This is a genomic window from Sneathiella sp. (assembly GCF_002694385.1).
In the GTDB taxonomy this organism is placed as follows: domain Bacteria; phylum Pseudomonadota; class Alphaproteobacteria; order Sneathiellales; family Sneathiellaceae; genus Sneathiella.
In genome coordinates, this window is sequence record NZ_NZMB01000021.1 from 87,515 (window position 1) to 112,842 (window position 25,328).

General features: G+C 58.2%; 25 protein-coding genes. 11 read left to right on the top strand and 14 right to left on the bottom strand.

The window, feature by feature from the left end:
* The first annotated feature begins 4 nt into the window (after nt 1–4).
* From CMN55_RS14430 to CMN55_RS14440, 3 genes are read left to right on the top strand one after another with little or no spacing between them, the layout of a single operon-like run.
* The gene (locus CMN55_RS14430) at nt 5–568 is read left to right on the top strand and encodes a hypothetical protein (protein ID WP_293950518.1); all 564 of its coding nucleotides are present in this window, start codon (nt 5–7) and stop codon (nt 566–568) included.
* Nucleotides 569–618: 50 nt separating this feature from the next.
* Entirely contained in the window at nt 619–960 is a 342-nt protein-coding gene (locus CMN55_RS14435; RefSeq protein WP_293950519.1) for a tRNA-binding protein, read from the top strand.
* Nucleotides 961–984: 24 nt separating this feature from the next.
* Complete coding sequence (locus CMN55_RS14440) at nt 985–1,353, top strand: hypothetical protein (protein WP_293950520.1); 369 nt, start codon at nt 985–987, stop codon at nt 1,351–1,353.
* Between the two features lie 19 nt (nt 1,354–1,372).
* On the opposite strand, the gene CMN55_RS14445 is transcribed toward CMN55_RS14440, so the two are convergent.
* From CMN55_RS14445 to CMN55_RS14455, 3 genes are read right to left on the bottom strand one after another with little or no spacing between them, the layout of a single operon-like run.
* Nucleotides 1,373–2,740 (bottom strand): ATP-binding protein, encoded by a 1,368-nt coding sequence (locus CMN55_RS14445; RefSeq protein ID WP_293950521.1) that lies wholly within the window; start codon nt 2,738–2,740, stop codon nt 1,373–1,375.
* Complete coding sequence (locus CMN55_RS14450; RefSeq protein ID WP_293950522.1) at nt 2,728–3,411, bottom strand: response regulator; 684 nt, start codon at nt 3,409–3,411, stop codon at nt 2,728–2,730. Before CMN55_RS14450 ends, CMN55_RS14445 begins: the two co-directional genes overlap by 13 nt.
* Nucleotides 3,412–3,435: 24 nt before the next feature.
* Entirely contained in the window at nt 3,436–3,930 is a 495-nt protein-coding gene (locus tag CMN55_RS14455; protein ID WP_293950523.1) for a MarR family winged helix-turn-helix transcriptional regulator, read from the bottom strand.
* Between the two features lie 105 nt (nt 3,931–4,035).
* Here CMN55_RS14455 and CMN55_RS14460 point away from each other — a divergent pair, with 105 nt between their 5' ends.
* Nucleotides 4,036–4,920 carry a branched-chain amino acid aminotransferase gene (locus CMN55_RS14460; RefSeq protein ID WP_293950524.1) on the top strand — a complete coding sequence of 295 codons (885 nt, stop codon included), beginning with the start codon at nt 4,036–4,038 and terminating at the stop codon, nt 4,918–4,920.
* 138 nt (nt 4,921–5,058) lie between these two features.
* On the top strand, nt 5,059–6,468 hold the full coding sequence (locus tag CMN55_RS14465) for a hypothetical protein (RefSeq protein ID WP_293950525.1): 1,410 nt from the start codon (nt 5,059–5,061) through the stop codon (nt 6,466–6,468).
* Between the two features lie 71 nt (nt 6,469–6,539).
* On the opposite strand, the gene CMN55_RS14470 is transcribed toward CMN55_RS14465, so the two are convergent.
* The 9 genes from CMN55_RS14470 to CMN55_RS14510 form a co-directional block, all read right to left on the bottom strand.
* Nucleotides 6,540–6,992, bottom strand: a complete 453-nt coding sequence (locus CMN55_RS14470) for a molybdenum cofactor biosynthesis protein MoaE (protein WP_293950526.1) — start codon at nt 6,990–6,992, stop codon at nt 6,540–6,542.
* On the bottom strand, nt 6,993–7,244 hold the full coding sequence (gene moaD, locus CMN55_RS14475; protein WP_293950527.1) for a molybdopterin converting factor subunit 1: 252 nt from the start codon (nt 7,242–7,244) through the stop codon (nt 6,993–6,995).
* The gene (locus CMN55_RS14480) at nt 7,241–8,998 is read right to left on the bottom strand and encodes a bifunctional molybdopterin-guanine dinucleotide biosynthesis adaptor protein MobB/molybdopterin molybdotransferase MoeA (protein ID WP_293950528.1); all 1,758 of its coding nucleotides are present in this window, start codon (nt 8,996–8,998) and stop codon (nt 7,241–7,243) included. Before CMN55_RS14480 ends, moaD begins: the two co-directional genes overlap by 4 nt.
* A 22-nt stretch (nt 8,999–9,020) precedes the next feature.
* A complete protein-coding gene (pgsA, locus tag CMN55_RS14485; RefSeq protein ID WP_293950547.1) occupies nt 9,021–9,596 on the bottom strand; it encodes a CDP-diacylglycerol--glycerol-3-phosphate 3-phosphatidyltransferase in 576 nt (191 codons plus the stop codon).
* A gap of 74 nt (nt 9,597–9,670) precedes the next feature.
* Nucleotides 9,671–11,581 (bottom strand): excinuclease ABC subunit UvrC, encoded by a 1,911-nt coding sequence (gene uvrC, locus CMN55_RS14490; protein ID WP_366932086.1) that lies wholly within the window; start codon nt 11,579–11,581, stop codon nt 9,671–9,673.
* 427 nt (nt 11,582–12,008) lie between these two features.
* Nucleotides 12,009–12,425 (bottom strand): dihydroneopterin aldolase, encoded by a 417-nt coding sequence (locus CMN55_RS14495; RefSeq protein ID WP_293950551.1) that lies wholly within the window; start codon nt 12,423–12,425, stop codon nt 12,009–12,011.
* Nucleotides 12,418–13,176 carry an SDR family oxidoreductase gene (locus CMN55_RS14500; RefSeq protein ID WP_293950553.1) on the bottom strand — a complete coding sequence of 253 codons (759 nt, stop codon included), beginning with the start codon at nt 13,174–13,176 and terminating at the stop codon, nt 12,418–12,420. Before CMN55_RS14500 ends, CMN55_RS14495 begins: the two co-directional genes overlap by 8 nt.
* A gap of 30 nt (nt 13,177–13,206) precedes the next feature.
* Nucleotides 13,207–14,172 carry a calcium/sodium antiporter gene (locus CMN55_RS14505; protein WP_293950555.1) on the bottom strand — a complete coding sequence of 322 codons (966 nt, stop codon included), beginning with the start codon at nt 14,170–14,172 and terminating at the stop codon, nt 13,207–13,209.
* A 203-nt stretch (nt 14,173–14,375) separates the two neighbouring features.
* Entirely contained in the window at nt 14,376–15,302 is a 927-nt protein-coding gene (locus CMN55_RS14510) for a TraB/GumN family protein (protein ID WP_293950557.1), read from the bottom strand.
* A 91-nt stretch (nt 15,303–15,393) separates the two neighbouring features.
* Between CMN55_RS14510 and modA the strand changes: the two genes are divergently transcribed.
* Nucleotides 15,394–16,182: a molybdate ABC transporter substrate-binding protein gene (modA, locus tag CMN55_RS14515; RefSeq protein ID WP_293950559.1), complete on the top strand. Its 789-nt coding sequence runs from the start codon at nt 15,394–15,396 to the stop codon at nt 16,180–16,182.
* Between the two features lie 9 nt (nt 16,183–16,191).
* Here the strand turns inward: modA and uvrB are convergent, their stop codons facing one another.
* Together uvrB and CMN55_RS14525 are read right to left on the bottom strand one after the other, a co-directional pair.
* Nucleotides 16,192–18,336 (bottom strand): excinuclease ABC subunit UvrB, encoded by a 2,145-nt coding sequence (uvrB, locus tag CMN55_RS14520; protein ID WP_293950561.1) that lies wholly within the window; start codon nt 18,334–18,336, stop codon nt 16,192–16,194.
* A gap of 187 nt (nt 18,337–18,523) precedes the next feature.
* Nucleotides 18,524–18,754, bottom strand: a complete 231-nt coding sequence (locus CMN55_RS14525; RefSeq protein ID WP_293950563.1) for a DUF1127 domain-containing protein — start codon at nt 18,752–18,754, stop codon at nt 18,524–18,526.
* Between the two features lie 152 nt (nt 18,755–18,906).
* On the opposite strand from CMN55_RS14525, the gene CMN55_RS14530 reads away from it, so the two are divergent.
* From CMN55_RS14530 to CMN55_RS14550, 5 genes are all read left to right on the top strand, one after another.
* Nucleotides 18,907–19,860, top strand: coding sequence for a transcriptional regulator GcvA (locus tag CMN55_RS14530; RefSeq protein WP_293950565.1), 954 nt, complete (start codon nt 18,907–18,909; stop codon nt 19,858–19,860).
* A gap of 172 nt (nt 19,861–20,032) precedes the next feature.
* The gene (locus tag CMN55_RS14535; protein WP_293950567.1) at nt 20,033–21,235 is read left to right on the top strand and encodes a pyridoxal phosphate-dependent aminotransferase; all 1,203 of its coding nucleotides are present in this window, start codon (nt 20,033–20,035) and stop codon (nt 21,233–21,235) included.
* A 189-nt stretch (nt 21,236–21,424) separates the two neighbouring features.
* A complete protein-coding gene (locus CMN55_RS14540; protein ID WP_293950569.1) occupies nt 21,425–23,440 on the top strand; it encodes an elongation factor G in 2,016 nt (671 codons plus the stop codon).
* 94 nt (nt 23,441–23,534) lie between these two features.
* Complete coding sequence (msrP, locus tag CMN55_RS14545) at nt 23,535–24,506, top strand: protein-methionine-sulfoxide reductase catalytic subunit MsrP (RefSeq protein WP_293950571.1); 972 nt, start codon at nt 23,535–23,537, stop codon at nt 24,504–24,506.
* A 147-nt stretch (nt 24,507–24,653) separates the two neighbouring features.
* The gene (locus CMN55_RS14550) at nt 24,654–24,947 is read left to right on the top strand and encodes a ferritin-like domain-containing protein (protein ID WP_293950573.1); all 294 of its coding nucleotides are present in this window, start codon (nt 24,654–24,656) and stop codon (nt 24,945–24,947) included.
* Nucleotides 24,948–25,328 lie beyond the last annotated feature (381 nt).

Here is a 25,328-nt window from a genome sequence, read left to right on the forward strand (position 1 = left end):
GGATATGGTCGAAACATCTGGGGAAGCGGCGTCTGGCAACAGTGTCAGTGACGATAGCGCATCCACGGCAGGCGCGGACAGTGGCACGGCATCCCCCGCAGAGGGCCCAAGCGCCCCGAGTGGGACAGGTGGTTCGGGCGGCGCAAGCAGCGCAAGCGGCGGCGGGCCAACGGCGGCGGGGGGGATGATCATCCCTGATCTTAGCGCCATTACGGCGCAGCAGAATGACAATATCCAAAAAATGACGGCCGCCGTTCAGTCGGCTTCCGGGGGATTGCAGGAGATTGTTTCGCAGCAGCGGGCCGTTCTGCAACAGACCATCCAGAATTTGCAGACCTCGCTGGATGCTTCTGTGACGGCGGCGAAAGCGGGCCCGGCAGGGACGCTTGATCTGAAGCCGGAGGTGGATAATCTCAATCTTACCATCGACAGCCTGACGAAATCGGCGGAAACATTGACGGCGACGACGGGAAAATCCTTCGATGCGATCAATAAATCCATGCAGCAGTCGCTGGACACAATCAGCAAGGTTGCTGAAAAATTTTCCTCCGGTGGACAAGGCGGGTGATTTTCACGGGGCTTTGCCCTAGTCTCTCCCCATTCAAGGAGAGCAGATAGATGACAGAGCAAATTACATTTGATGACTTTCTGAAGGTGGATATTCGCGTCGGCCGGATTGTCGAAGCGGCGGTTTTTCCGGAGGCCCGCAAGCCTGCCTACAAGCTGGTCATTGATTTTGGCGATGAAATCGGCATTCGAAAGAGTTCAGCTCAGATCACCAAACTGTATCAACCCGAAGGATTGGTGGGCAAACTGGTCATGGCGGTTGTCAATTTTCCTCCGCGCCAGATTGGTCCGGTCATGTCGGAGGTGCTGGTTCTGGGTTTTAGCGATGCGCAAGGGAATATCTCGCTGGCCGCGCCGGACCATGACGTGCCGGTCGGCGGACGGCTTCATTAAATAAACCGAGATAAGGCGGATGCGATGAGCGAAGAGGAGAAGACGGCGGCAGGGGGGACGGAGGCCGCGCAAACGCAAATGCCTGCGCCGCCGGATCTTTCCCCGCTTTTTCAGAAGCACAGCCAACAGATTGAGGCGGCCTGCCAGAAGGCCGGACAAGCCTTTTCCGCCATCAAATCACGGGATCAGGATCTGTCGGCGCTGATTGAAACCCTCAATCAGGAGGTTCAGAAGGTGTTCGTAATCGCCGCCGCCGCCAAGTCACCGGAGCTGGCGCTGGCCAGCATTCCGCCTGTCCTTGCCCTCGCCAATGCGGCCTTCGCCGAGGTGCCGCTGACCGACCAGAAAAGTCAGACAGCCCTGCAGGCCGCCTTCGCACCGTTTGCGGAATAGCTTGCTGACGGGGTAGCGGTCAGCGGGGCAGGCGAATTTCAACCCTGAGGCCGCCGGTCGGCGCCTGTCCAAGGGCGATCTGGCCGCCGTGCCCATGAATGACATCACGGGCGATGGTCATGCCAAGGCCGCTGCCTCCCGTTTCCAGATTGCGCGACGGGTCCAGCCGAAAGAAGGGACGAAACACATCGCGGCGCTTGTCTGCAGGGATGCCCGGGCCGTCATCGTCAATAAGGATCACAATCTCCGAGGGGGTTTCTTCAACCGTGATCCAGATTTCATCGGCATATCGCGCGGCGTTGTTAACCAGATTTGTGATGCAGCGCTTGAAACTGTTCGGCCGGATGTCGGCGCGGAAGCTCTCGGGTTTCGTGGTCAGAGAGACGGCCGTTCCCTGTCGCCGGGCGTTGGTGACAATATCATTCATCAGCTCGGGAAGATCAGTATCCTCAACGGCTTCGGCTTCCTGACCGCGGGCAAAAGCAAGATAGCCTTCGACCATTTTTTCCATGTCGGCGACATCGTCCTCAAGACTGCTGCGGCTTTCCCCGTCCGGCATCATGGCCAGTTGCAGCTTCATGCGGGTGAGGGGCGTGCGCAGGTCATGACTGACACCCGCCAGCATTTCGGTGCGCTGGGTAATCTGACGCAGGATGCGGTGCTTCATGACATGAAACGCGCGGGAGGCGGAGCGGATTTCCTGTGCGCCGGATGGTTTGAAATCCTCGACAAACTGTCCCTTGCCGAATTGTTCCGCCGCCGTTGCCAACTGCCGGATCGGCCGCATCTGGTTGCGCAGGAACATGAGGGCGACCCCAAGCAGGACAAGGGAAATCGCCACCATCCACATGACAAAAATATAGGTGGTGGTGGAAAACAGCCGTTTGTCCCGCACAATGACCTGGAGGATGCCGTCGGGAAGCTGGATCAGGATGATCACGGATTCCAGTTTCTTGTTCGTTGAGATGTGAAAAGGGCGGGCAGGCAAGCTTTCCCGCAGCGCATTCACAAGATGACTTTCCAGAAAGCCGAAACTCTGCTGTTTGTCGCTGCCTTCGGGCAGGGTTTCTCCGTCGCGGATACTGACAGCAAGACGCATCTGGCTACGGGCAATGGCGAGAATATCCGCTTCTGAAACTTCCCCCGGAAACCGGTCCCGATACGAGATAACGGCGGCAACGTCTCCGGCCACTCCTTGCGCAAGACGGCGCGCAACATCATCCCAGTGCCGTTCGTAAAAGATATAGGTCACCAGAATCTGCAACAGCAGAATGGGCAGTACGACAATCAGGATGGAGCGGCCAAACAGCGTCCGAGGCATCAAATTCTTGAGGAAGCCGCCCGTGATTTTCTTGTATATCAGATGCAGTCTGGCTAATCCGCCCATAAGACATATCCCTCACCGCGGACCGTTTGCAGATATCGCGGTGATTTCGGATCCTCTTCGATCTTGCGGCGCAGGCGGGTAATTTGCACATCGACGGCGCGGCCCTGGCTGCCACTACTGGCCGACAACGCATCCCGGCTGATCGGGACACCCGGCGCGGCCGCCAGCGATTTCAGCAGCAGGGATTCACCGGATGTCAGGGCGATGACGTCGCCTTCCTTCAGTAACTCCCCGCGCTCCAGATTGAAGGTGAAGTGGCCAAAGCTGAGTTCCTGCCGTTTTTCGGGCTTGGCCCGGCGCAGGATGGCGTCGATCCGCAGTAACAATTCCCGTGGTTCAAACGGCTTGCTGAGATAGTCATCCACCCCGGCTTCCAGCCCGGCAATGCGGTCTTCGGCATCCCCCATGGCCGTCAGCATCAGGATGGGAATTTCCTTGCCGGTTCCCGCGCCCGCGCGCACATGCCGGGCAAGTTCAATGCCATCGCCGCCGGGCATCATGCGGTCAAGCACAATCAGATCGAAAAAGAAACCTGTCATCCGGCTTTGTGCGGTGGCGACTGTCCCGGCAGTGGTGACGCGATAACCGTTGTCCATGAGGTATTTCCTGAGGAGGGACAGCAGCCTGACATCGTCATCGACGACCAGAATATGCGGTGCGTTATCCAGCATACCCGTGATCCGCTCCGTTCATACTCATGGTTTGAGCACCCGTTTCAGCACCGTATCCCGGATATCCTCGTCAATCAGGCCGAGCAATACCTTGCGGTATCCCGCGACGGCATCGGCCCCGGCCTCCCGGAAGGCATGGCCGACCAGATCACGCTGAACCCGGCTGAGTTCCTGCTCCAGCTTGCGTCCCTTCTCCGTCAGATACAGGCAGCGCTGCCGCCGGTCCTCTTCTCCCTGTCGCTGTTCGATGAAGCCGCGCTCGATCAGATTGCTGAGCACGCGATTGAGGCTCTGCTTGGTAATACGCAGAATGTCGAGAAGTTCGGAGACAATTATGCCTTCATTGCGGCCAACAAAATGAATCACGCGGTGATGCGCCCGCCCGAAATTATAGTCCTTGAGAATCTGGTCCGGGCCTGCCGTGAATTCGCGATAGGCGAAAAACAGCAGCTCTATGGCCTGCCTGAGCTCCTCTTCGCGAAGAAAAAGCGGATTATTCGCCGATTTTAAGTCAGTCATGTTGACATATATTTCTCAGAATGTTACAAAAATTCTACTCGATTCGACAGAATCGAATACTAAGTGGGAATATATGATAGCAATAATAACGCAAGGTGCTTGAAAATGGATACCTCCTCTTTTGCCGATCGCGACGGCTTCATCTGGTTGAATGGTAAACTCGTACCATGGCGGGATGCAAACATCCATGTGCTTACGCATGGTTTGCATTATGCCAGCAGTGTGTTCGAAGGGGAACGGGTCTATGACGGCGAAATTTTCAAACTGCAGGAACATACGGACCGGCTGATCGAATCGGCCCGTATTCTCGGCTTCAAGATTGAGCAGTCGGCGGAGGAAATTAACGAGGCCTGCCGCCAGACGGTTGCCGCCAACAAGATTGTCGATGGCTATGTCCGCCCGGTTGCCTGGCGCGGTTCGGAAATGATGGGCGTCTCGGCGCAGAACAACCGCATCAACCTTGCCATTGCCGCCTGGGTCTGGCCGAGCTATTTCTCGCCGGAAGCCCGCATGAAAGGCATTCGCCTCAAGATGTCTCCGTGGAAGCGTCCTTCCCCGGAAACCATCCCGACCAAGTCGAAGGCTGCGGGTCTTTATATGATCTGCACACTCAGCAAGCATGAGGCGGAGGCCGAAGGCTTCGATGATGCGCTGATGCTGGATTACCGGGGACAGATCGCGGAATCCACTGGCGCCAACATCTTTTTTGTCCGCGATGGCGTCATTCATACGCCGACACCGGATTGCTTTCTTGACGGCATCACGCGCCGCACCGTTATTGATCTTGCAAGGGCCCGTGGGATCGAAGTGGTGGAGCGGGCCATCATGCCCGAGGAAATGGCCACCTTCCAGGAATGCTTCCTCACCGGCACAGCGGCGGAAGTCACCCCGGTTGGCAGCATCGGCACTTACCAGTTCACGCCGGGCGCCATCTGCGAAATGCTGATCAAGGATTATGATAACTGCGTTCGCCGTAAAAAAGCCGCATAAGCCGGATATAGATCCTGTTACCGATGCCCGTCTTAACCATGTTGGGACGGGCATTTTGATTTTTGCGCAATATCGTTTAAAATGCTGCAAATTTTACGAATTGGCTGAGCCGCATATTATTCGAAACAACAGGCAATCATGAAACTGACCGGAGTCTCCCTGGCCCTTGGACTGGCCGTTTTCAGCATATCCCCCGCATCCGCCAGCTTTGAGGCGGGGCAGGCGGCGCTGGACCGCAGCGATGCCGTTACGGCTGTTGATGAATGGATTGCCGTTGCCAAACGGGGTGATTCCCGGGCGCAATTCGCGCTTGGCCAGCTTCTTGAAAAAGGCGGGGATGGTGTTGTTGCCGATCCGGTGGATGCTTTGTCATGGTACCGCCTTGCCGCGGCGCAAGGGCTGACGGAGGCTAGTGAGGCGGCAGAGCGGCTGAGCGGCCAGCTTGGCGCGGCGGAGGTTGAGGAGGCACATTTACGCACTCTGGCGACGGTCGGGGTTTGGTTCCGGACTTACACGGGTCAGGATGAAGCGGCCTATCAGCAGATGCGCGCCGTTGCAGCGGCGGAACGCCCGTCCAGCGCCCGCGTGGAAATTGGCACGCCCGAGACGTCAGTCGCCGATCAGCGGGCGGCGGCGCAGCGAGAAATGATAGAACAACGCAAGGCGCAAGAGGAGGCTGAGGCCCGCACTCTTGAGGAAAGCCGCCAGGCCGCCATTGCGGCCGCGCAGCAGCAGGCGGAAGAAGCCAAGCGGCAGGCGGCCCTGCGGGATCAGCAGATCGCCGTCCGGCGGCAGGCCATTGCCGAACAGACGGCTGCTCCCGCCGTGGATGAGCAGGAGGCCGCGCGCGCCCGCCTTGCCGCCCTGATGGCGAAGCAGGGGGATAGCGCCGGATCGACAGGCGCCGCGGCCGCCGCATCGGCCCCCCCTGTCAGCAACGCCCCGGCTTCCGCTCCTACCGTCGCGGCCTCCCCATCCGCGAATGGCAGCATCACGAAAGAAACTGTTCCCGCACCTGTCGCGGAAACAGGTAGCGCGGCAAAGGCCACGGAAAGTCCCGCCGCGAAACTTGAGGAAACGCCAACCGCAACTCCGGCCTCAACCGATAAGCTGAAGGAAAGCAAATCACAGACAATGCCGGAGGCGGGCAGTGGCGGCCTTGCGCCGTCACCGCAGAAAACCCCGTCGCAACAGATGGCGTCCACTCAGGGCGACACGTCGTCTCAGCCTTCGTCTCCTCTGACCGATGAGAAGTCGGCGTCCCTTGCGGCGCTGCAATCCTATGACGGGCTGGATCGCAATGTAGTCGAGGAGATATTCGAGCAGGCCAAGATCGCCGATCTCGGGACCCCGGCGGCGCAGCGGGAAATCGAAAATTCTATCAGCCGGATCGAGGCGCTGAAATGGTCCCTGATCTCCGGCGCGAAAGGGGACAAGGCCGCGCCGAAGATGAACAAGGTACTGATGTCGAAGATGTCGCCGGTGCAGATTGCCGAGGCGAACCGGCTGGCCAGCGAATGGCTGATCGCGCAGCAGCGCAATCTTTAACCTAATTTATAAATATTAACCGGTTTTAAATTGGCATGGGCCGTGCCCCGGATCGGGCGGTGTGGGGGTTCTCACTTCTGCCAGCGCCGCGCGGCGTCGATGTCGCTTGTACGCTCTTCCACCCAGACAGTGCGGCCATCGGCTGTCATCTCGCTTTTCCAGAAGGGCGCTTTCGTTTTCAGCCAATCCATCAGGAAATTGGCGGCGTCAAACGCGTCCTGACGGTGGGGAGAGGCGGTAATCACCAGCACGATGGGCTCGCCAAGGGCAAGGTTGCCATAGCGGTGGATGATGCGGCTCGCCTGTAATTGCCAGCGCTGATGGGCTTCCGCCTCAATTTTCGCAAGCTCCCGCTCTGTCATGCCAGGGTAATGTTCGAGGACCAGGCCCGTGATATTGCGGCCATCGTTAAAATCCCGCACCAGCCCGGTGAAGCTGACAATGGCGCCGATATCGGTGCGACCCTTGCTGATTTCGGCAATCTCGGCGCCGGTGTCGAAGGCTTCCTGCTGGATGCGGATCATTCAGCCCCCCGTGACCGGCGGGAAAAAGGCAATCTCGTCACCCTCGGAAATCGGGGTGTTGCCGATGATATATTCCTGATTGACGGCGATGCGGACAACATCGCGATCGCTGAAGACTTCCGCAAAGGCGGGCCCGCGCTCCTGCATCCATGTGACAAGGCTGTCCGTATCGGGCCGTTCCGCCGCCCAGGGCAGGGTCTCCCCGTTCATCTGCAGCTTTGTTTTCAGCCACGCAAAATAGAGAATTTTCATCCCGTAAACTCCGAAAAGGGAAGGAATTGTACCATGTCTCCCTTGTTAATATAGCGGCAGTCTTCGCCAATTTCGACCAGCCCGTTGGCCCAGGCCGCGGAAGAGAGAATGCCGGAACCCTGTCTTGGAAATATCTCGACGCTGCCGGGGCCATCCGCCGCCGCGTGATACCGCGCGCGCAGCCATTCCCGGCGGCCCGGTTTTTTCTCATAGGTGAAGTCGGCCGTGGCAGTAAAATGCAGCGGTGGGGTTTGCCGCGCGCCGGACAGGCGCTGGATCAGCGGGCGCAAGAAAAGAAGCCCGCAGACAAGCGTGGAGACCGGATTGCCGGGCAGGCCGATGAAGGCGGTGCTGCCGATCTGGCCGAGGGCGAGGGGGCGTCCGGGCTTGATGGCGATGCGCCAGAAATGCAGCCGACCAATACGCGCGAGAATGCGTTTGACATGATCCTCATCGCCCACGGAGACGCCGCCGGAAGTGATGATGATCTCATGCTGCCGGGCGGCCTGACGAAGGGCCGTTTCAATTGCCTCCGGCTCATCAGGCAGGATCCCGAGATTGCTGGTCTCGCATCCCAGCTTTTGCAGCAGTGCCAGCAGCATATAGCGGTTGCTGTCATGGATATGGCCGGGGGCGGGCGGCTGCTCCGGTTCCAGCAGTTCATCGCCTGTGGAGAACAGCGCCACGCGCAGCGGATTGTAGACGGGCAATTGTGAAATACCGACAGAGGCAAGCAGCCCGACATCCTGTGGCCGGAGACGGTGGCCGCGCTCGAGAAGAAGCTGGTTTTTGCGGATATCCTCCCCCGCTTTGCGGCGGTTCTCACCGGGCTGCAACCCCTTGGGTAGGCGGATGCGGTCGCCGTCCAGATGGACATGCTCGACCATGGCGACGCTATCCAGTCCCTCCGGCATCAGGGCGCCGGTCAGTATCTTGACAACGCCCTTTCCCGCCCTGCCCGCAAAGGGATGCCCCGCCCTGCTGTATCCCGCCACAACCCGAGGCAGGGCCGGGTCTTCCAGATAGTCGCGATGCCGAAAGGCATAGCCGTCCACGGCGGAGTTATCTGCGGGTGGCAAATCGAGGGAGGAATGCATATCCGCCGCGAGCACCCGGCCACATCCCTCCATAAGGGGACAGCTTTCCTGCCCGACGGCAATATCGGCCGATGTGGCAATAAGGGCAATCGCATCACGGGCGCTCAGGATCTCTTCCCCCTGTGCGAAGCAGTCGCCCTGCAGCGCGTGGACTGGTGCGGCCTCTCCCCGGAAATGTCCGATAATGAAATCCGCAATTTGCTGCTCATCATCCAGATCCAGAACTGGGATCGGCGCGTCATATCCGCGCGCCGTTGTCGCAAGGGCGATGATGCTGCTATCTTCCCCATAGCGCGGAGCACTGCCACTTTCGGGGCGCCAGACTTCAATCTTCGGGAAGTTTTCCGACTTGAACCCTTCGATCAGCAGGAAATCGACAGGCGTAATCTTTTGCACAATTTCCTCGAACGAGGCTTCCGCCCCGTCGCGGTTTTCATGCATCAATGCCCAGCGGCGGGCAGAGGAAATCAGGACTTCACCGGCCCCGGCCTCCCGATGGCGATGGGAATCCTTGCCCGGCCGGTCGATATCGAAGCGGTGATGCGCATGCTTGATGGTGGAAACGTCATAGTCGCGTTCCTTGAGGGCCGGGATAAGGCGCGTCAGCAGGGTTGTCTTGCCGTTTCCGCTCCATCCTGAAATGCCGATGATATGCATGCAAATCAAGCCTGACCCTGTATCAGCTCTGTACCGACGGGCCGTCATCCATCATATGTTTGAGGCCGAGGCGCAGATAGTCATATCCCGTCCAGACGGTCAGCAGGCCGGCGACCCACAACAGGACCTCGCCGATCTGGATGGCATCGACATATTGCGTGACGGCCGGACCGCCAAGCAGAAAGCAGAGGGCGAAAATCTGCGCTGCGGTTTTCCATTTGGCGAGCTTGCTCACCGGCATGCCGACGCGCAACTCAGCGAGATATTCGCGCAGGCCAGAGACCATAATTTCACGGCAGAGGATGATCGTCGCCGGAATCAGGACCCAGCCGCTGATCCGGTCAATGCCGACCAGCACCAGCAGGGCAGAGGCCACCAGCAGCTTATCCGCAACAGGATCGAGAAACCGTCCGAGCTTGGATGTCTGGCCATACAGGCGCGCGAAATAGCCGTCGAGAAAATCGGTGATGCCCGCCGCCACGAACAGCCCGAGCGGAATCCAGCTCGCCAGCGTGCCCGGCAGGAACAGCGATGCGAGCAGCAGCGGAATGACCATAATCCGCGACAGGGTGAGTATATTAGGCAGGCTTAGGAGCATATAAATTCTGGTCGCCGACGGTCTGCTGAAAAAGCCAGTATAGGCAGGGGTTTGCTTTTATAAAAGAGCAGAAGTCAGCTTTTCTCGTGAAAAAAATTATAGATGATTTCGGCCGTTGCCCGGGAGATCCCCTCAACGGCCTGCAAATCGCCGAGAGCCGCCTGTTCTACGCCCTTGGCCGAGCCGAAGCGGTTGAGCAGGGCCTTCTTGCGTTTCGCGCCAATGCCCGGAATGTCATCGAGCGGCGACCGGCCGATGGCTTTTGATCGCTTCGCCCGGTGGGTGGAGATGGCGAAGTGATGCACCTCGTCCCGCAGCCGCTGCAGGAAATAGAGAGTCGGGTCCTTTTCCGGCAATGAAAACGGCGCCTTGCCGGGGATGAAGAAACGTTCGCGTCCGGCGTTGCGGTCCGGTCCTTTTGCGATGCCGACAAGGGTCACATCACTGATGCCGAGCTCTTCGAATACCTCCTGCGCGATATTGAGCTGCCCCTGTCCGCCGTCAATCAGGACCAGATCGGGCCATTGCTCGCGGGAACCGGAGGCGTCCGGCCCGGCCCGGTCCGGATCTTCCTTCTGCAGGCGGGAGAAGCGGCGCGTCAGCACTTCGCGCATCATGCCGTAATCATCGCCGGGCGTGAGGGCGCTGTTCTTGATATTGAACTTGCGATAGGCCTTTTTCTCGAACCCGTCCGGCCCGGCCACAACCATTGCTCCGACGGAATGGGTGCCGGAAATATGGCTGTTGTCATAAACTTCGATGCGCTGCGGCGGCTCGGGCAGGTCAAAAGCCTCCGCCACCCCTTCCAGATGCTTGCGTTGGCTCGCATTCTCGGCCATCCGGCGAAGCAGTGCTCCCTTCGCATTCATCAGCGCATGATCGACCATTTCCTTTTTCGGCCCGCGCTTCGGCGTCTCGATCCGCACGACGCGCTCCGCTGTGATCGAAAGGGCCTCGCCGATCAACTCTGCATCGGGAAGTTCATGGCTGGTCCAGATGCGCCGGGGCGCCGGGCGGCTGTCATAGAACTGACCGATGAAGGCGGCCAGCACGTCGGCGGGGCTATCGTCCTTGTTATGGGATGGATAATGCGCCCGGTTGCCGAAATTTTGTCCTGAGCGCAGGAAGAAGATCTGCACGCAGGTCTGCCCGCCCTCCTGATAGGCGGCGATGACATCCACCTCGTCTTCGGACGGCAGGTTGATGGTCTGGCGCGACTGGATATGGGCCATGGCCTTCAGCCGGTCGCGCAATATGGCCGCCTGCTCGAAATCGAGCGCATCGGAGGCGGTCTGCATGCGGCTGACCAGCTTCTCCTGCAATTGATGGCTCTTACCGGAGAGAAAGCCGCGCGCCTCTTCCACCACATCGAGATAATCCGCCCGGCTGATCAGCCCGACGCAGGGGCCGGAGCAGCGCTTGATCTGATATTGCAGGCAGGGGCGGGTGCGGTTCTGGAATTCGGAATCCGAGCAGGAGCGGAGCGGGAACAGCCGCTGGAAAGTTGCCAGTGTCTCATTGACTGCCCCGGCGGACGCGAAGGGACCGAAATATTCGCCCTTGCGATTGCGGGCGCCGCGGTGCTTTGTGATCTGCGGCCAGTCATGATCACCGGTGATCAGGATATAGGGGAAGGATTTGTCATCGCGCAGGATGATGTTGTAGCGCGGCTTCAGATTCTTGATCAGATTGGCTTCCAGCAGCAGTGCTTCCACCTCCGTATGGGTGGAGACGAATTCCATCGACCGGGTGAGGGACACCATGCGCATGATCCGGCTCGATTGCCCTGTTGCCTTGATATAGGAGCTGACACGCTTTTTAAGGTTTTTCGCCTTGCCGACATAGAGAACCTGACCGTCCGTCCCGATCATGCGGTATACCCCCGGACTGCCCGGCAGGGTTTTCAGAAACCGCTCAATCACCTCCGCCCCGCGACGGAAGGGGGAGATGCTGGTCTTTTCATTTGATTCGGTATTCTGATCCATCATTTATCTAATTCTGCTGGCGCCGGGCCCGGCGTTGCTTGCAAGGTATAGTTAAAAGCATCCTCAGTAAAAGACCCTAACCCCCCTATCTGTAAGAGACATTAGAGGTTGAAAAAAATATGTCCATGGACTGCCGTTACAGTTTTTTTACACTATCCACGATTCCTGTGGAAAACTTTGTGAATAAGCTGTCCGAAGACACCTGCAAGGCCGAGGAAACCTAGCCTTTCACGAAGATGCCTATTTTTTAATCAAAGTTATAACTATCTGAAATAGTTGAATTTTTTAAAAGTCAAGGAAGCCTGCCGGAGTTTTTCGAGATTTTATTCGGGGGTAATTGCAGAATCAGCCCGATCCTCGCCCAATGTGCACAACTATCGATGACATTTCCGAAAATTTTAGTGATTCCAGTCTCCTGACGCCATTTTCACCCTCTTGTGCGGAGAATTTCAACGCCGACACTCGAGGTGTTTTTGATGGCATTCAGCTTTTCGATTTTCACCGTCACGAGGCTAACCCGTTCATTGGCAAGACAGATCGCGGCTGTCCTTTCGGCGAGGGTCTCGACCAGGTTGACATGCTCCCCGGTTGCCATGCGAATGACATGATTTGTGATGGTCTCATAGCAGACGACATTTCTGTAGTTATCGTCAATCGGTCCGGTGGCATCGCTGACCGTCATTTCAATATTGATGCGGACCGGCTGCGGCGTGGTTTTCTCATGGGAATAGACACCGATCAGCATGTCGATCACCAGATCGCGGATAAAGATCTTATGGGTCTTGCCGGGATTGACCAGCTTGTCAAGCGGGTGCAGAACGGTAAGCGGTGTCGATTTATTCATGGGAAGTCTCCGCGTTCATCTGGCCGGATGTCGGCAGATGCTGACCGCCGTCGAGGGCGATAAATTCGCCGGTCATGGACCGGGCGTCGAGGATGAACAGCACGCCAAGGGCAATCTCTTCCGGGCTGGGACCATAGCCGAGAGGGACGGACGCCTGCTCCGCCCGGAAATCATCGGCGCTTTGTCGGCTGTTCGCGAGCGTTGGTCCGGGCCCGATGGCATTGACCCGCACCTGCGGGGCAAGCGCCATGGCTGCTGTCTGGGTGAGGGTCCACAGCCCGGTCTTGCTGAGGGTGTAGGACAGGAAATCGGGCCTGAGATTGAAGACCCGTTGATCCGCGATATTGATCACATTGCCCTTCTCGCCAGGCGGAAGCTGGCGGGCGAAATCCCGGGTCAGCAACAGCGGGGCAAGCAGATTTGTATCCATATGCGTATGAAAGCTCTCTGCCGTTACATCATGAAGGGTATCATTCTCGAACAGGGAAGCATTGTTGACAAGACAGTGCAGCGGGCCGAGGGCGTCCCGCGCCTCTGCTACAAGCCGCTGGACATCTGCGATCTCTGCAAGGTCGGCCTGTATGACCGCGGCACGGCCGCCACGCGCGGTGATTTCCCCGTGCAGCGTTTGCGCCGCATCCGCCGAATGGCGATAATGCAGGGCGACGCCCCAGCCCTTTTCCGCAAGCGCGCAGGCAATGGCCCGTCCGATACGCCGGCCCGCTCCGGTTATCAGCGCGTTTTTGGACATGGTGGAATACCCCGGTGTTGCTGCCTGATATTATGTGATGCCGGTCCCGGACATACCATAAAACTGAAGCAGGACATAGGTGACATAAGCCGCACAGAAAATTATTCCCACAATCCGGCCTATCCTGATGCGGAGCAGGAACAGTGGCACCAGCAGGAAGGAGACAAACAGCATTACCCAGAGATCAAAATGCAGGATCTGGAGCGGCGTTGCCATGGGCTCGATGATAACGGTGATACCGAGAATGGCGGCAATATTGAAGAAGTTGGAGCCGAGTACATTGCCGATGGCGACGTCACCATGGCGGCGAACGGCAGCGATGATGGAGGTCGCGAGCTCGGGCAGGGAGGTGCCGAGCGCAACGAGGGTAAGACCGATAATTTCATCGGAAACACCGGCGGCGCGGGCAATCATTTCCGCCCCGCCAATCAGCAGATGCGAGCCAAGCACCAGCCCCACCAACCCCATAAGAATGAACAGCAGGCTGAAGCCCAGATGTTTGGGCATATTCTGCTCATATTCTTCAAGAGCTTCATCCACATCCTTGGCGCCTTCTTTCCGCGCCCGAATGTAGGAGGTGACAATGACGGTAATGAGGAAGGTGACAAAGATGACGCCCTGCCAGAAACCGATGACCCCCATCCAGGCAAAGGCAATCAGCATAAGCGAGGCGGCCAGCATGAAACAGGTATCCCGCGTTGCCGAGCGGGGATCGCCGAAGAGCGGATAGATAAGCGCAGGCAGGCCCATCACGAGGAGGATATTGGCGATATTGCTGCCGACCACATTACCGAAGGCGATGCCCGGCATACCATCGAGAGCGGCCTGAACCGAAACCACGAGTTCCGGCGCTGATGTACCGAAGGCAACAACTGTAAAGCCGATCAGAAGTTTGGAAACACCGGCGTGTTCAGCAAGAGAAACAGCCCCTCGAACCAGAAGTTCGCCGCAGACCAGTAGAATAACCAGCCCCGCAGCCACCTGTAGATACATCATATTGCACAAACACCCTGGAGCTTATTCTCTGTCGCCGTCATATCGTCGCTGCAGCCCCGTCAAGACAATTCATTGTTATATAGACACGACCCTTTGCCTGTAAAAGGGCAAAAAACACTAAAAATTGCATTTTCTGGCGGGGGCGATCCGGAGGATCCGGGACGTCAGGAAAACAGAGAGATGCCGTTCCGGCTGTTGAAATGTCAGTATTTTCGCTCGATAGAAAATCCGTGTTTACGCAGGAGGAAAAGAACCCCCTCCGCGCCGGGCAGGTGCAGGGCGCCGATGCCGACGAAGGCGTTCCCTTTTGCAAGCTCCGGCAGCATGCGTTCCACCATGCGACGGTTGCGCTTGTCGATCAGCTCCTCCGTCATGACCCGATCAAGGTCGGGGCTTGCCGTTTTGAGCGTTTCTTCAAGATCGCAGGCGATCCAGCCGGTCCGCCCGGCAAGATAATGGCTGGTCAATGTTTCCAGCTCTTCATTCAAGCGCGGGTTTTCCGAAATAGCCTGATCCAGATATTCGATCTGCACGGTTTCGGGCATCGCATCAAAAATCGCAAGCTGCTCGTCATTGCTTTCAAGGGCAAGTACGCGCTTGCCCGTTTGCAGCGCGGATTTTTCCAACTCCTTGTCGAGCAGGGTGAGGGGCTGGCCGGTTGCCGGGTCAGGCGGCGGTTGACTGATAACGGCCGCCGCCGCCCATATTTTGAAACGGTCGAGCGTGTCTGCCGTCAGGCCATAGCGTTCTGCGATGCCGAGCAGGCGGCCGAACCGCGCATCGCCGAGCCGTGCCCTAAGACTGTCCCCGGTGGGCAGCAGCATGAGCGCGCGTGAGCGGGCGATGTCATTGTCTCTCAGGGAGGTTTCAAAAATGGCCGTGCCCGCCCCGGTAAAGGCCTGCATGACAATTCCCGGCAAATGCAGGATGCGGGGGTCCTTCGAATGCATGGTGCCAAAAACATAATTCGTCGGAATACCGTCTTTCGATACTTTCCAGAGCCTGCCCTGATCGAACGGCCGCGCGGCGCAGTTTTCGGGCGCGGGGGATTTTGCAGGCAGCGGCCCGGGCCAGCCCGTTGTGAAAAGAAGCAGGGTGACCGTGAAAAATATCTTTGAAAGCAAGGGCATGAATGACTCAATATCTTGTACTGTCGAAAGTCTATCAATAGACTATCATATTATTTCACGTTTCACGAATTGCCCGGAGGGGGCTGTCATAATGGCTGCCGATTTGAAAAAAAGAAATATATGGCGCGCACTGCTTTTGCTGGCCATCTTGCTGCCTTTCTCCGGTCCGGCCCGCGCGGCGGGGGATGAGGTCGTCGTTTTTGCGGCAGCCAGCATGACGGAAACCATATCGTCCCTGGGCGAGAGGTTCGAGGAGAAGCCCGGCCTGCCGGTGATTGCCTCCTTCGCGGGGAGCGGGACGCTGGCCCGCCAGATCAGCGAGGGCGCCCCGGCCAATGTTTTTGTGTCAGCAAATATGAAATGGCTGCAATTTCTGGATGACGAAAAGATGCTGGTGCCGGGCAGTCTGGTGACCATGGCGTCCAACAGCCTTGTGCTGGTTGCGCCGAAGGAAACCCCCGAAGTGATGGATTTTGATGTTGCAAAATTGCCGGAGCTTCTGGGCGATGGCCGTCTTGCCATTGGCGATCCGGAAAGCGTGCCGGTCGGCACCTATAGCAAGGGGGCGCTGGAAAATCTCGGCCTGTGGGAAGACGTGCAGAAAAAGGCCGTCATGTTGCCGAATGTCCGGGCCGTGCTGGCGCTGGTGGAGCGGGGCGAGGTGCCTTACGCCATTATTTACGGCACCGATCTCAAGCTGGCGAAAAATATCCGGCTGGTGACAACCTTCCCCGAGGAGTCCCATCCGCCGATTGTTTATGGCATGGCCCTGATCAAGGATCATGACACCCATTCCGCCAAGCAGTTCTATGACTTCATCCAGTCCGATGAGGGCGGGGAGATCATTCGCAGCTTCGGCTTTATGGCAGTGGAAAACTGATCCGTCGCGTCAGTTTCGGCTGCGCCCGCCCAGCACATGCGCGGTGCCGGCCTTGCCCTTGCGGGACCGGCCTTGTGGCCTCCCGCTGTTGGGGCCGCCGATGCCCAGTTCCCGGTCCTGCAATTTCTTGATTTCATCGCGCAGGCGGGCGGCCTCCTCAAATTCCAGATTTTCGGCGGCGCCGCGCATCTTCTTCTCCATATCCTCGATATGCGCCGTGAGGTTATGGCCAATCATATGGCTCGCCTCTTCCAGGCCCAAGCTCACATTATAGTGGTCCTGTTCATAGACGCTTTGCATGATATCGCCGATATTCTTGCGCACCGACATGGGGGTGATGCCATGCTCCGCATTGAACGCTTCCTGCTTGTCCTTACGCCGTTTGGTTTCATCCAGGGCGAACTGCATGCTTTTGGTGATTTTGTCCGCATAGAGAATAACACGGCCATCGACATTTCGCGCGGCGCGGCCGATTGTCTGGATCAGTGAGGTGGCGGAGCGCAGGAACCCTTCTTTGTCCGCATCCAATATGGCGACAAGGGCGCATTCGGGAATATCCAGCCCCTCCCGCAGCAGATTGATGCCGACCAGCACATCGAAGGTGCCAAGGCGCAGATCCCGGATAATCTCGATCCGTTCCAGCGTGTCGATATCCGAATGCAGATAGCGCACCTTGATGCCGTTCTCATGAAAATATTCGGTCAGATCCTCCGCCATTTTCTTGGTGAGGGTGGTGACCAGCACCCGCTCCCCCTTGGCGGCGCAAAGCTTGCACTCGCGCATCAGATCATCGACCTGCTGCGACACGGGGCGGATGATGCAGTCCGGATCGGTCAGGCCGGTCGGGCGGATCACTTGTTCGACAAAACTGCCGCCGGTGCGTTCCATCTCCCACGGGCCGGGGGTGGCCGAGACGAAAATCGTCTGTGGGCGCATGGTCTCCCATTCCTCGAATTTCAGCGGTCGGTTATCCATGCAGGAGGGCAGGCGGAAGCCATATTCCGACAGGGTGGATTTTCGGCGGAAGTCGCCGCGATACATGGCGCCGATCTGGCTAACGGTGACATGGCTTTCATCGACCATCAAAATCGCATTGTCGGGCAGATATTCAAACAGCGTCGGCGGCGGCTCCCCGGGGCCGCGTCCGGACAGATAGCGGGAATAATTCTCAATCCCGGCGCAGGCGCCCGTCGCCTCCATCATTTCAAGGTCAAATGTGGTCCGCTGCTCCAGCCGCTGCGCTTCCAGCAGCTTGTTCTGCGCCTCGAACTCGGCGAGGCGGGATTTCAGCTCCTTTTTAATCAGCTCCTGCGCTTGCCGCAGGGTCGGTTTCGGCGTCACATAATGGCTGTTGGCATAGATGCGGACTTCCTTGAGGCTGCCGCTCTTCTCTCCCGTCAGCGGGTCAAACTCGACAATCGCCTCCAACTCGTCGCCGAACAGCGACAGCCGCCACGCGCGATCTTCCAGATGGGCGGGAAAAATTTCGATAGTGTCGCCGCGCACGCGGAAGGTGCCGCGGGTGAAGCTGGCGTCATTGCGCCGGTACTGGATTTCGACAAGCTGGCGCAGCAGATGCTGGCGGTCATAATTTTCGCCGACCTTCAGATCCATGGTCATCTCGCTATAGGTCTCCACCGATCCGATACCATAGATACAGGAGACGGAGGCGACGATGATCACGTCATCGCGTTCCAGCAGCGCGCGGGTCGCGCTATGGCGCAGCCGGTCGATCTGCTCATTCACCGAGGCGTCTTTTTCGATATAGGTATCGGTGCGCGCCACATAGGCTTCCGGCTGGTAATAGTCATAGTAGGAGACGAAATATTCCACCGCGTTGTTGGGGAAGAAGGCTTTCATCTCCCCGTAAAGCTGCGCGGCGAGGGTCTTGTTATGGGCGAGGATCAGTGTCGGCCGTTGCAGTTTTTCAATCACCTTGGCCATGGTGAAGGTCTTGCCGGACCCTGTGACACCGAGCAGAACCTGGTCGCGTTCCTGCTGTTTCAGCCCGTCCACAAGCCCGGCGATGGCCTCCGGCTGGTCGCCCGCCGGCTCATATTCCGAGACCACTTCGAACGGGATGCCGCCTTCCGATTTCTCGGGCCGGGCGGGCCGGTGCGGGATAAAAATCGCCGGGGCTTCTTCCAGAGTCATTGTTTCCGGTTTGTTCTCTTTCTGCATGATCCGTTTATAGGCCAAAGGGGCACGGATTTCCATCCATAATATGGGGTCGGTGAAAGCTTATTCCAGTTGTCCGGAAAAATCAGCGGAAAAAGGGTTCGGGTTGCCCGGAGCCTGCGGACAGGAAGGGTGCAGTTGATGCTCCGGGCTGGGGGGTAACTCAGGACTGCCAGAACGGCTTTTCGGTTTCGGGGCGGACATCCGCAAATGTCAGGCCGACATCGGTTAAGTCATGTTTGTCCATATCCGCAAGATGGATGCGCTCTGCCGCGCGTTGCTGCCATTGCAGGATCAGCGATGCCGCGGCGCTCACAACGCTGCGAAAGCCATACCGGCTGACGACCGGAGAAAAATGCAGGTTTCTGCCATTTACGTTGCTTTTTACAGACATTTTACTTTTCCTTCAAAAAACAGGGCGGCGCCCTTCGCCGCATCACATCGGCTCTTATCAATGGCGTATATTTGTCAATTTCAGGGGTTGATTGCAAACGACAAAATCTAATAAAATGTATTAGAATTTCTAATCTGAAAAGGGATCCGGAAATGCGCCTTCCCCCGTTGAAAGCCGTCCGCAGTTTTGAGGCCGCGGCCCGGCATTTGAGTTTTTCCAAGGCGGCGGATGAGCTGTTTGTGACGCCCGCGGCGGTCAGCCATCAGGTCAAGGCGCTGGAGGAATGGCTGGGGGTGCCGCTGTTCAAGCGGCTGAACCGTGCGGTGATCCTCACCAAGGAAGGGCAGACCTATCTCCTTGGCGTGCGCAAGGGGTTGGAGGCGATTGGCGTCGCAACAGATAATATTATGCGGCAGGATGCGTCCGGCGCCCTGCATGTGGACACGCTGCCCTCCTTTGCGGCGCGCTGGCTGCTGCCGCGTCTCAGCCGCTTTCGCGAGGCGCATCCCGATATCGATGTACGGCTTTCCGCCTCCGACCATCTGACGGATTTCAACCGCGAGGATGTGGATGTGGTGGTCAGATATGGCCACGGGAATTATCCGGGCCTGCGGGTCGATAAGCTGCTGACGGAGGAGGTGATGTTTCCGGTGTGCAGTCCGGCGCTGCTTGAGGGGCGGCACCCGTTGCGCACGCCTGCGGATCTGAAGCACCATACGCTGCTGCATGACGATATGCGCATTGACTGGCAGGCCTGGCTGACCATGGCCGGGGTGACTGATGTGGACCCCAAGAAAGGGCCGAGCTTCAATGACAGCTCCATGCTGCTCTCGGCGGCGATTGAAGGGCAGGGCATTGCTCTCGGCCGGAGCACGCTGGCCGCTGATGACCTGCTGGCCGGGCGGCTGGTGCAGCCGTTCGATCTGCAGCCGATCCAGGCGCATCATTCCTACTATCTCGTCTGCCCGGAAGCGACGGCGGACCGGCCCCGCATTTCGGCCTTTCGTGACTGGATCATGCAGGAGGCGTCGGAAAGTTTTGGCCGGTTCAAAGCGCGCACCGAACGGGATACAGAGGACAGCAGGCGCAATACCAGGGCAAATTGAAAAAGGCCGCCGCCTATTTTCTCCCTTCTGCTGAAAAAGGGCGGAAAATATGGGAGAATGAATGGAAAATCGTCAAAAAACGGGTGGTCTCGACAGGCAATTAACGCTATAGCTCTGTTGCTTGCGGGCATGTGCCCGAGCAGGATTTTTTAGCCGAAAGAGAATCAAAATCATGTCTATTATTGCCAAAAGCCTGGGACGAATCAAACCATCTGCCACGATTGCAGTGACGGCAAAGGCAGCGGAATTGAAAGCGGCCGGACGCGATGTGATCGGTCTTGGCGCGGGTGAGCCGGATTTCGACACGCCGGACAATATCAAGGAAGCCGCCATTCGCGCGATCCGGGAAGGCAAGACAAAATATACGGCAGTGGACGGTATTCCGGAGTTGAAAAAGGCGATTTGCGCCAAGTTCAAGCGGGACAATAATCTCGACTATGAACCGGCGCAGGTGACGGTCGGCACGGGCGGCAAGCAGATTATCTACAACGCCCTGATGGCGACGCTGAACCCGGGCGATGAAGTGCTCATCCCCGCGCCCTATTGGGTTTCCTATCCGGATATGGTGCTGCTCGGCGGCGGAACGCCGGTGATCGTGCCGACGACGAAGGAAAATAACTTCAAGATGAAGCCGGAGGATCTGGAAGCCGCGATCACGCCGAAAACCAAATGGCTAATTTTCAATTCGCCGTCCAACCCGTCCGGCGCGGGCTACAACCGCGAAGAGCTGAAAGTCCTGACCGATGTGCTGGTCCGCCATCCGCATGTCTGGATCATGACCGATGATATGTATGAGCATCTGGTCTTTGGTGACTTCAAATTCGTCACCCCGGCGGAGGTTGAACCCTCCCTCTATGACCGGACGCTGACCATGAACGGCGTTTCCAAATCCTATGCCATGACCGGCTGGCGGATTGGCTATGGCGCGGGGCCTGTGCCGCTGATCAAGGCCATGGCGACGATCCAGTCGCAAAGCACGTCGAACCCCTGTTCGGTCAGCCAGTATGCGGCTGTCGAGGCGCTGAACGGGCCGCAGGATTTCATTGCCGAGCGGGCCAAAGTGTTCGAGGAACGACGCGATCTGGTGGTCAGCATGCTCAATCAGGCCGCCGGGATCGACTGCCTGCTGCCGGAAGGAGCCTTCTATGTTTATCCGTCCTGCGCTGGCTGCATCGGCAAGAAAACGCCGGAGGGCAAGCTGATCGAAAATGACCTCGACTTCGTCTCCGCCCTGCTGGAGAACGAGGGCGTCGCCGTCGTGCATGGGGAGGCCTTCGGCCTGTCCCCGAATTTCCGTATTTCCTATGCCACCTCGACGGAGGCGTTGACGGAAGCGTGCGAACGGATCCAGCGGTTCTGCGCCAGCCTGAAATAAGCGCACGACATATCCCCATCAAAGGCGGCCGATGATTCGGCCGCCTTTTTTATTTCCGTCTGAACGAAGCTGTACCGCCGCGCGTCCCGGTCGGTTTTCCGCGCCTTCCGGCGGCGGTGGCAGATTTTTCTTGCACCTGCCGGGCCGGAGGTGGAACATTAGAAAAATCTAACAAAAGGGAGGCGCGTCATGGTCGTAGACAAACCGGAGGGGCCTCGCAGCATTGCGCTGGTGGGCCCCTATTCGAGCGGCAAAACCACACTTCTTGAGGCCATTCTTCATATCTGCGGTGAGACGGATCGCAAGGGAAGCATCAAGGCGGGAACGACCTGCGGCGACAGCTCCCGCGAGGCGCGGGAACGGCAGATGGGCGTCGAGGTGAATGCCGGTCACATCAATTATCTGGGCGATGATTTTTATCTTCTCGACTGTCCGGGCTCGATCGAATTTTTCCAGGAAACGGAAAATGCCCTGAAGGGTGTGGATGCGGCGGTGGTCGTGTGCGAACCGGATGAGGCGAAGGTTCTGACGCTGACGCCGCTGCTCAAAAGCCTGCAGGAGAAGAAGCTGCCGACCTTTATCTTTGTCAATAAGATGGACAAGGCGCGCGGTTCCGTCCATGAGCTGTTCAATTCGCTGCAGGCGGTGACGGAGCGGGCTCTGGTGCTGCGCCAAGTGCCGATTTTCAAGGATAATATCATCAGCGGCTATGTCGATCTCGCGTCCGAGCGGGCCTATGTCTACAAGGAGGGGGAGGCGTCCCGCATTATCGACCTGCCCCCGGAAATGGCGGAGGAGGAGGGAACCTCCCGCTTTGCCATGCTGGAAAAGCTGGCGGATTTCGATGATCATCTGATGGAGGAGCTGCTGGAGGATATCAAGCCGGAGCGGGAGGAAATCTACGCACTGTTGCAAAATGACCTGCGCGAGGGGCTGGTTACGCCGGTTTTTCTGGGCTCGGCCGAAAATGACAGTGGCGTCCGGCGGCTGTTGAAGGCGCTTCGCCATGAGGTGCCGGAGGCGTCGCTTGCGGCGGCGCGGGCCGGGGTCGGCGCCTCCTCCGGCGCGCCGGTCGCGCAAATTCTCAAGACCTATATGTCGGCGCAGGGCGGCAAGCTGTCACTCGCCCGTATCTGGTCCGGGCCGGTGCGCGATGGGGAGACTTTTGATGCCGGGCGGATCGGCGGCATTTTCCGCCTGCAAGGTGCCAAATCCGAAAAACGTGACAGCGCGGGGGCCGGGGAAATCGTTGCCTTCGGGCGGTTGGATCAGGCGCGGACGGGGGATATCCTCGCAGTCGACAGCACCACGCATCTGCCGGAGGAGGAGTTGTTAATCCCCGTTTACAGCGTCTCGCTTTTCCCGGAAAAACGGGAAGACGAGGTCAAGCTGTCGGCCGTGCTCGCCAAGATCGTGGAGGAGGATAACTCCCTCCGGGTGGAGCATCGGCAGGACACGCAGGAATTGCTGCTCTGGGGGCAGGGGGAGATCCATCTCAACGTTGCCATTGACCGGATGCGCAGCAAATACGGGCTGAATGTCCGCGCGCGACGGCCGAAGGTCGCCTATAAGGAGGCCATCCGCAAGGCGGCGACACAGCATGCCCGCTACAAGAAGCAGAGCGGCGGGCACGGCCAGTTCGGCGATGTGCATATCGAGATTAAGCCGTTGCCGCGCGGCTCGGGCTTCAATTTCGAGGAAAAGATCGTCGGCGGTTCCGTGCCGCGGCAATATATCCCGGCGGTGGAGCATGGGGTGCGTGAATATCTCGCCGAAGGACCGCTCGGCTTCCCGGTCGTCGATGTGGCGGTGACCCTGTTTGACGGGCAGTTTCATTCGGTGGATAGCTCCGAAAACTCATTCCGGTCCGCCGCCCGCCTTGCCATGAGCGAGGGAATGCCGAAATGCGATCCGGTCCTGCTGGAGCCTATCTACAAGGTGGAAATCGCCATGCCGTCCGAACATACCTCGCGCGTCAACAGCATTGTCAGCGGACGACGCGGGCAAATTCTCGGCTTTGATGCCCGCAGTGGCTGGGACGGCTGGGATGTGCTGCTGGCGATGATCCCGGAATCGGAGGTGCATGATCTGATCATCGACCTGCGCTCCGCCACGCTGGGGCTTGGCACCTATCGCGGTGAATTTGACCATTTGCAGGAGCTGACGGGGCAGGGGGCCGACAAGGTTTTGCAAAGCCGGACCTAGGCACGCGTTCCACGCTCACGGACAGTTGACTTGTGTCGGTTCGGGCAGAGAGAGATCATTTGTGCGGATCGAGGGTCAAGGAAAGGATGAGCACATGCTGATCAAGACGCCGAAAGGCTGGGAACTTCCCGAAGGTAAAGCGACCCCGGAAACAATCTATCAGGACCGCCGCGCCATATTGCGCGGCATGGCGGCGGTCGGCCTTGTCGGATCGGCCGCCATGACCGGGCTGCCGCGCGCGCTTCTCGCGGCTCCGGCGGCGGCCGGGTCTTCCTTGTATCCGGTCCCGCGAAACGACCGTTATACGGTCAGCCGGCCGCTGACGGATGAGAAAATTGTAACGACCTACAATAATTTCTATGAGTTCGGCTCGCACAAGGAAATCCATTCGGCGGCGCAAAAATTGGAAACCAGCCCCTGGACGGTGACGATCGACGGCATGGTGGAGAAGGAGCAGCAGCTCGATATCGATGATCTGCTGGCCCGGATGCCGCTGGAGGAACGCCTCTACCGCCATCGCTGCGTGGAAGCCTGGTCCATGGTCGTGCCGTGGAGCGGATTTCCCATGAAAGAGCTGGTGAAGCTGGCCGCGCCCCTGTCATCGGCGAAATATGTGGTGATGGAAACCTTTGAAGACAGCGCCATGGCCTCCGGCCAGCGGCAGTTCTGGTATCCCTGGCCCTATACGGAGGGGCTGACCATGGAGGAAGCGACCAACGATCTCGCCTTTCTGGTGACGGGCCTTTATGGCAAGCCGCTGCCAAAACAGAACGGCGCGCCCTTGCGCCTTGCCGTGCCGTGGAAATACGGCTTCAAGCATGCGAAATCTCTGGTTCGTTTCCATTTCACGGACAAGCGGCCGGTCAGCTTCTGGGAAAATCTGGCGAAGTCGGAATATGGCTTCTGGGCCAATATCAACCCGGAGGTGCCGCATCCGCGCTGGTCACAGGCGACGGAGCGGGACATCGGCACGGGGGAGCGGATTCCGACGGTTCTTTACAATGGCTATGGGGACTATGTCGCTGATCTCTATAAGGACATGAAGGGCGAGGCGCTGTTCATGTAATGCCCGCCGTGCGGGAGCCTTATCTTTGGCCCCGGCGGCGACCTCCATAAAACTTTACGTAACGGGTTGCGATTGCGGCTGGTTTTGCTGACAATAAGACAGTAAGATTGGAATCATTCGAAACAACGTCAAGGAGGACGAGGCATAATGGCCAGCGAAGGATATCACGAACCCATTGAAGAGCTTTCCGATGAAACGCGGGATATGCATAAGGCGATTGTTTCCCTGATGGAAGAGCTCGAAGCCGTCGACTGGTACAACCAGCGGGTCGATGCCTGCAAGGATCCGGAGCTGAAGCGGATACTCGAGCATAACCGCGATGAGGAAAAGGAACATGCCGCCATGGTCCTCGAATGGATCCGCCGCCGGGACCCGGTGCTGGACAAGGAGCTCAAGGACTATCTGTTCAAGGAAGGCAAGATCAGCGATCATCACGGCTGATCCCAAAAAAAGAGCCGGCCATTTGCATGGCCGGCCAGTCTGACAGGGAGGTGCATCTGAAAAGATGCGTGGGACAAGCAGGATAGGGAGGGTGCCACTTGTCCCGGCCGGAAAAATCCAGCCATCAGACGATGCGTTGCGCATCATCTTAATTATATGTCGGGTTTCGGACAGAGATTAAAACCGCCAAAATGACATGGCAGCCATGCTGTCTGAACATATGTTCAAAATTGATGCGGGAGAAAAAAAAGACCGGCCTCAATGAAGAGGCCGGCTTAGTCTAACAGGGAGGTATTGTCTTTCGACAATACAGGTTACATGTGATTGGGAGGAATACATGTAACCGATATCAGCAGGGAGGCTGATATGTGGGATGCTGCA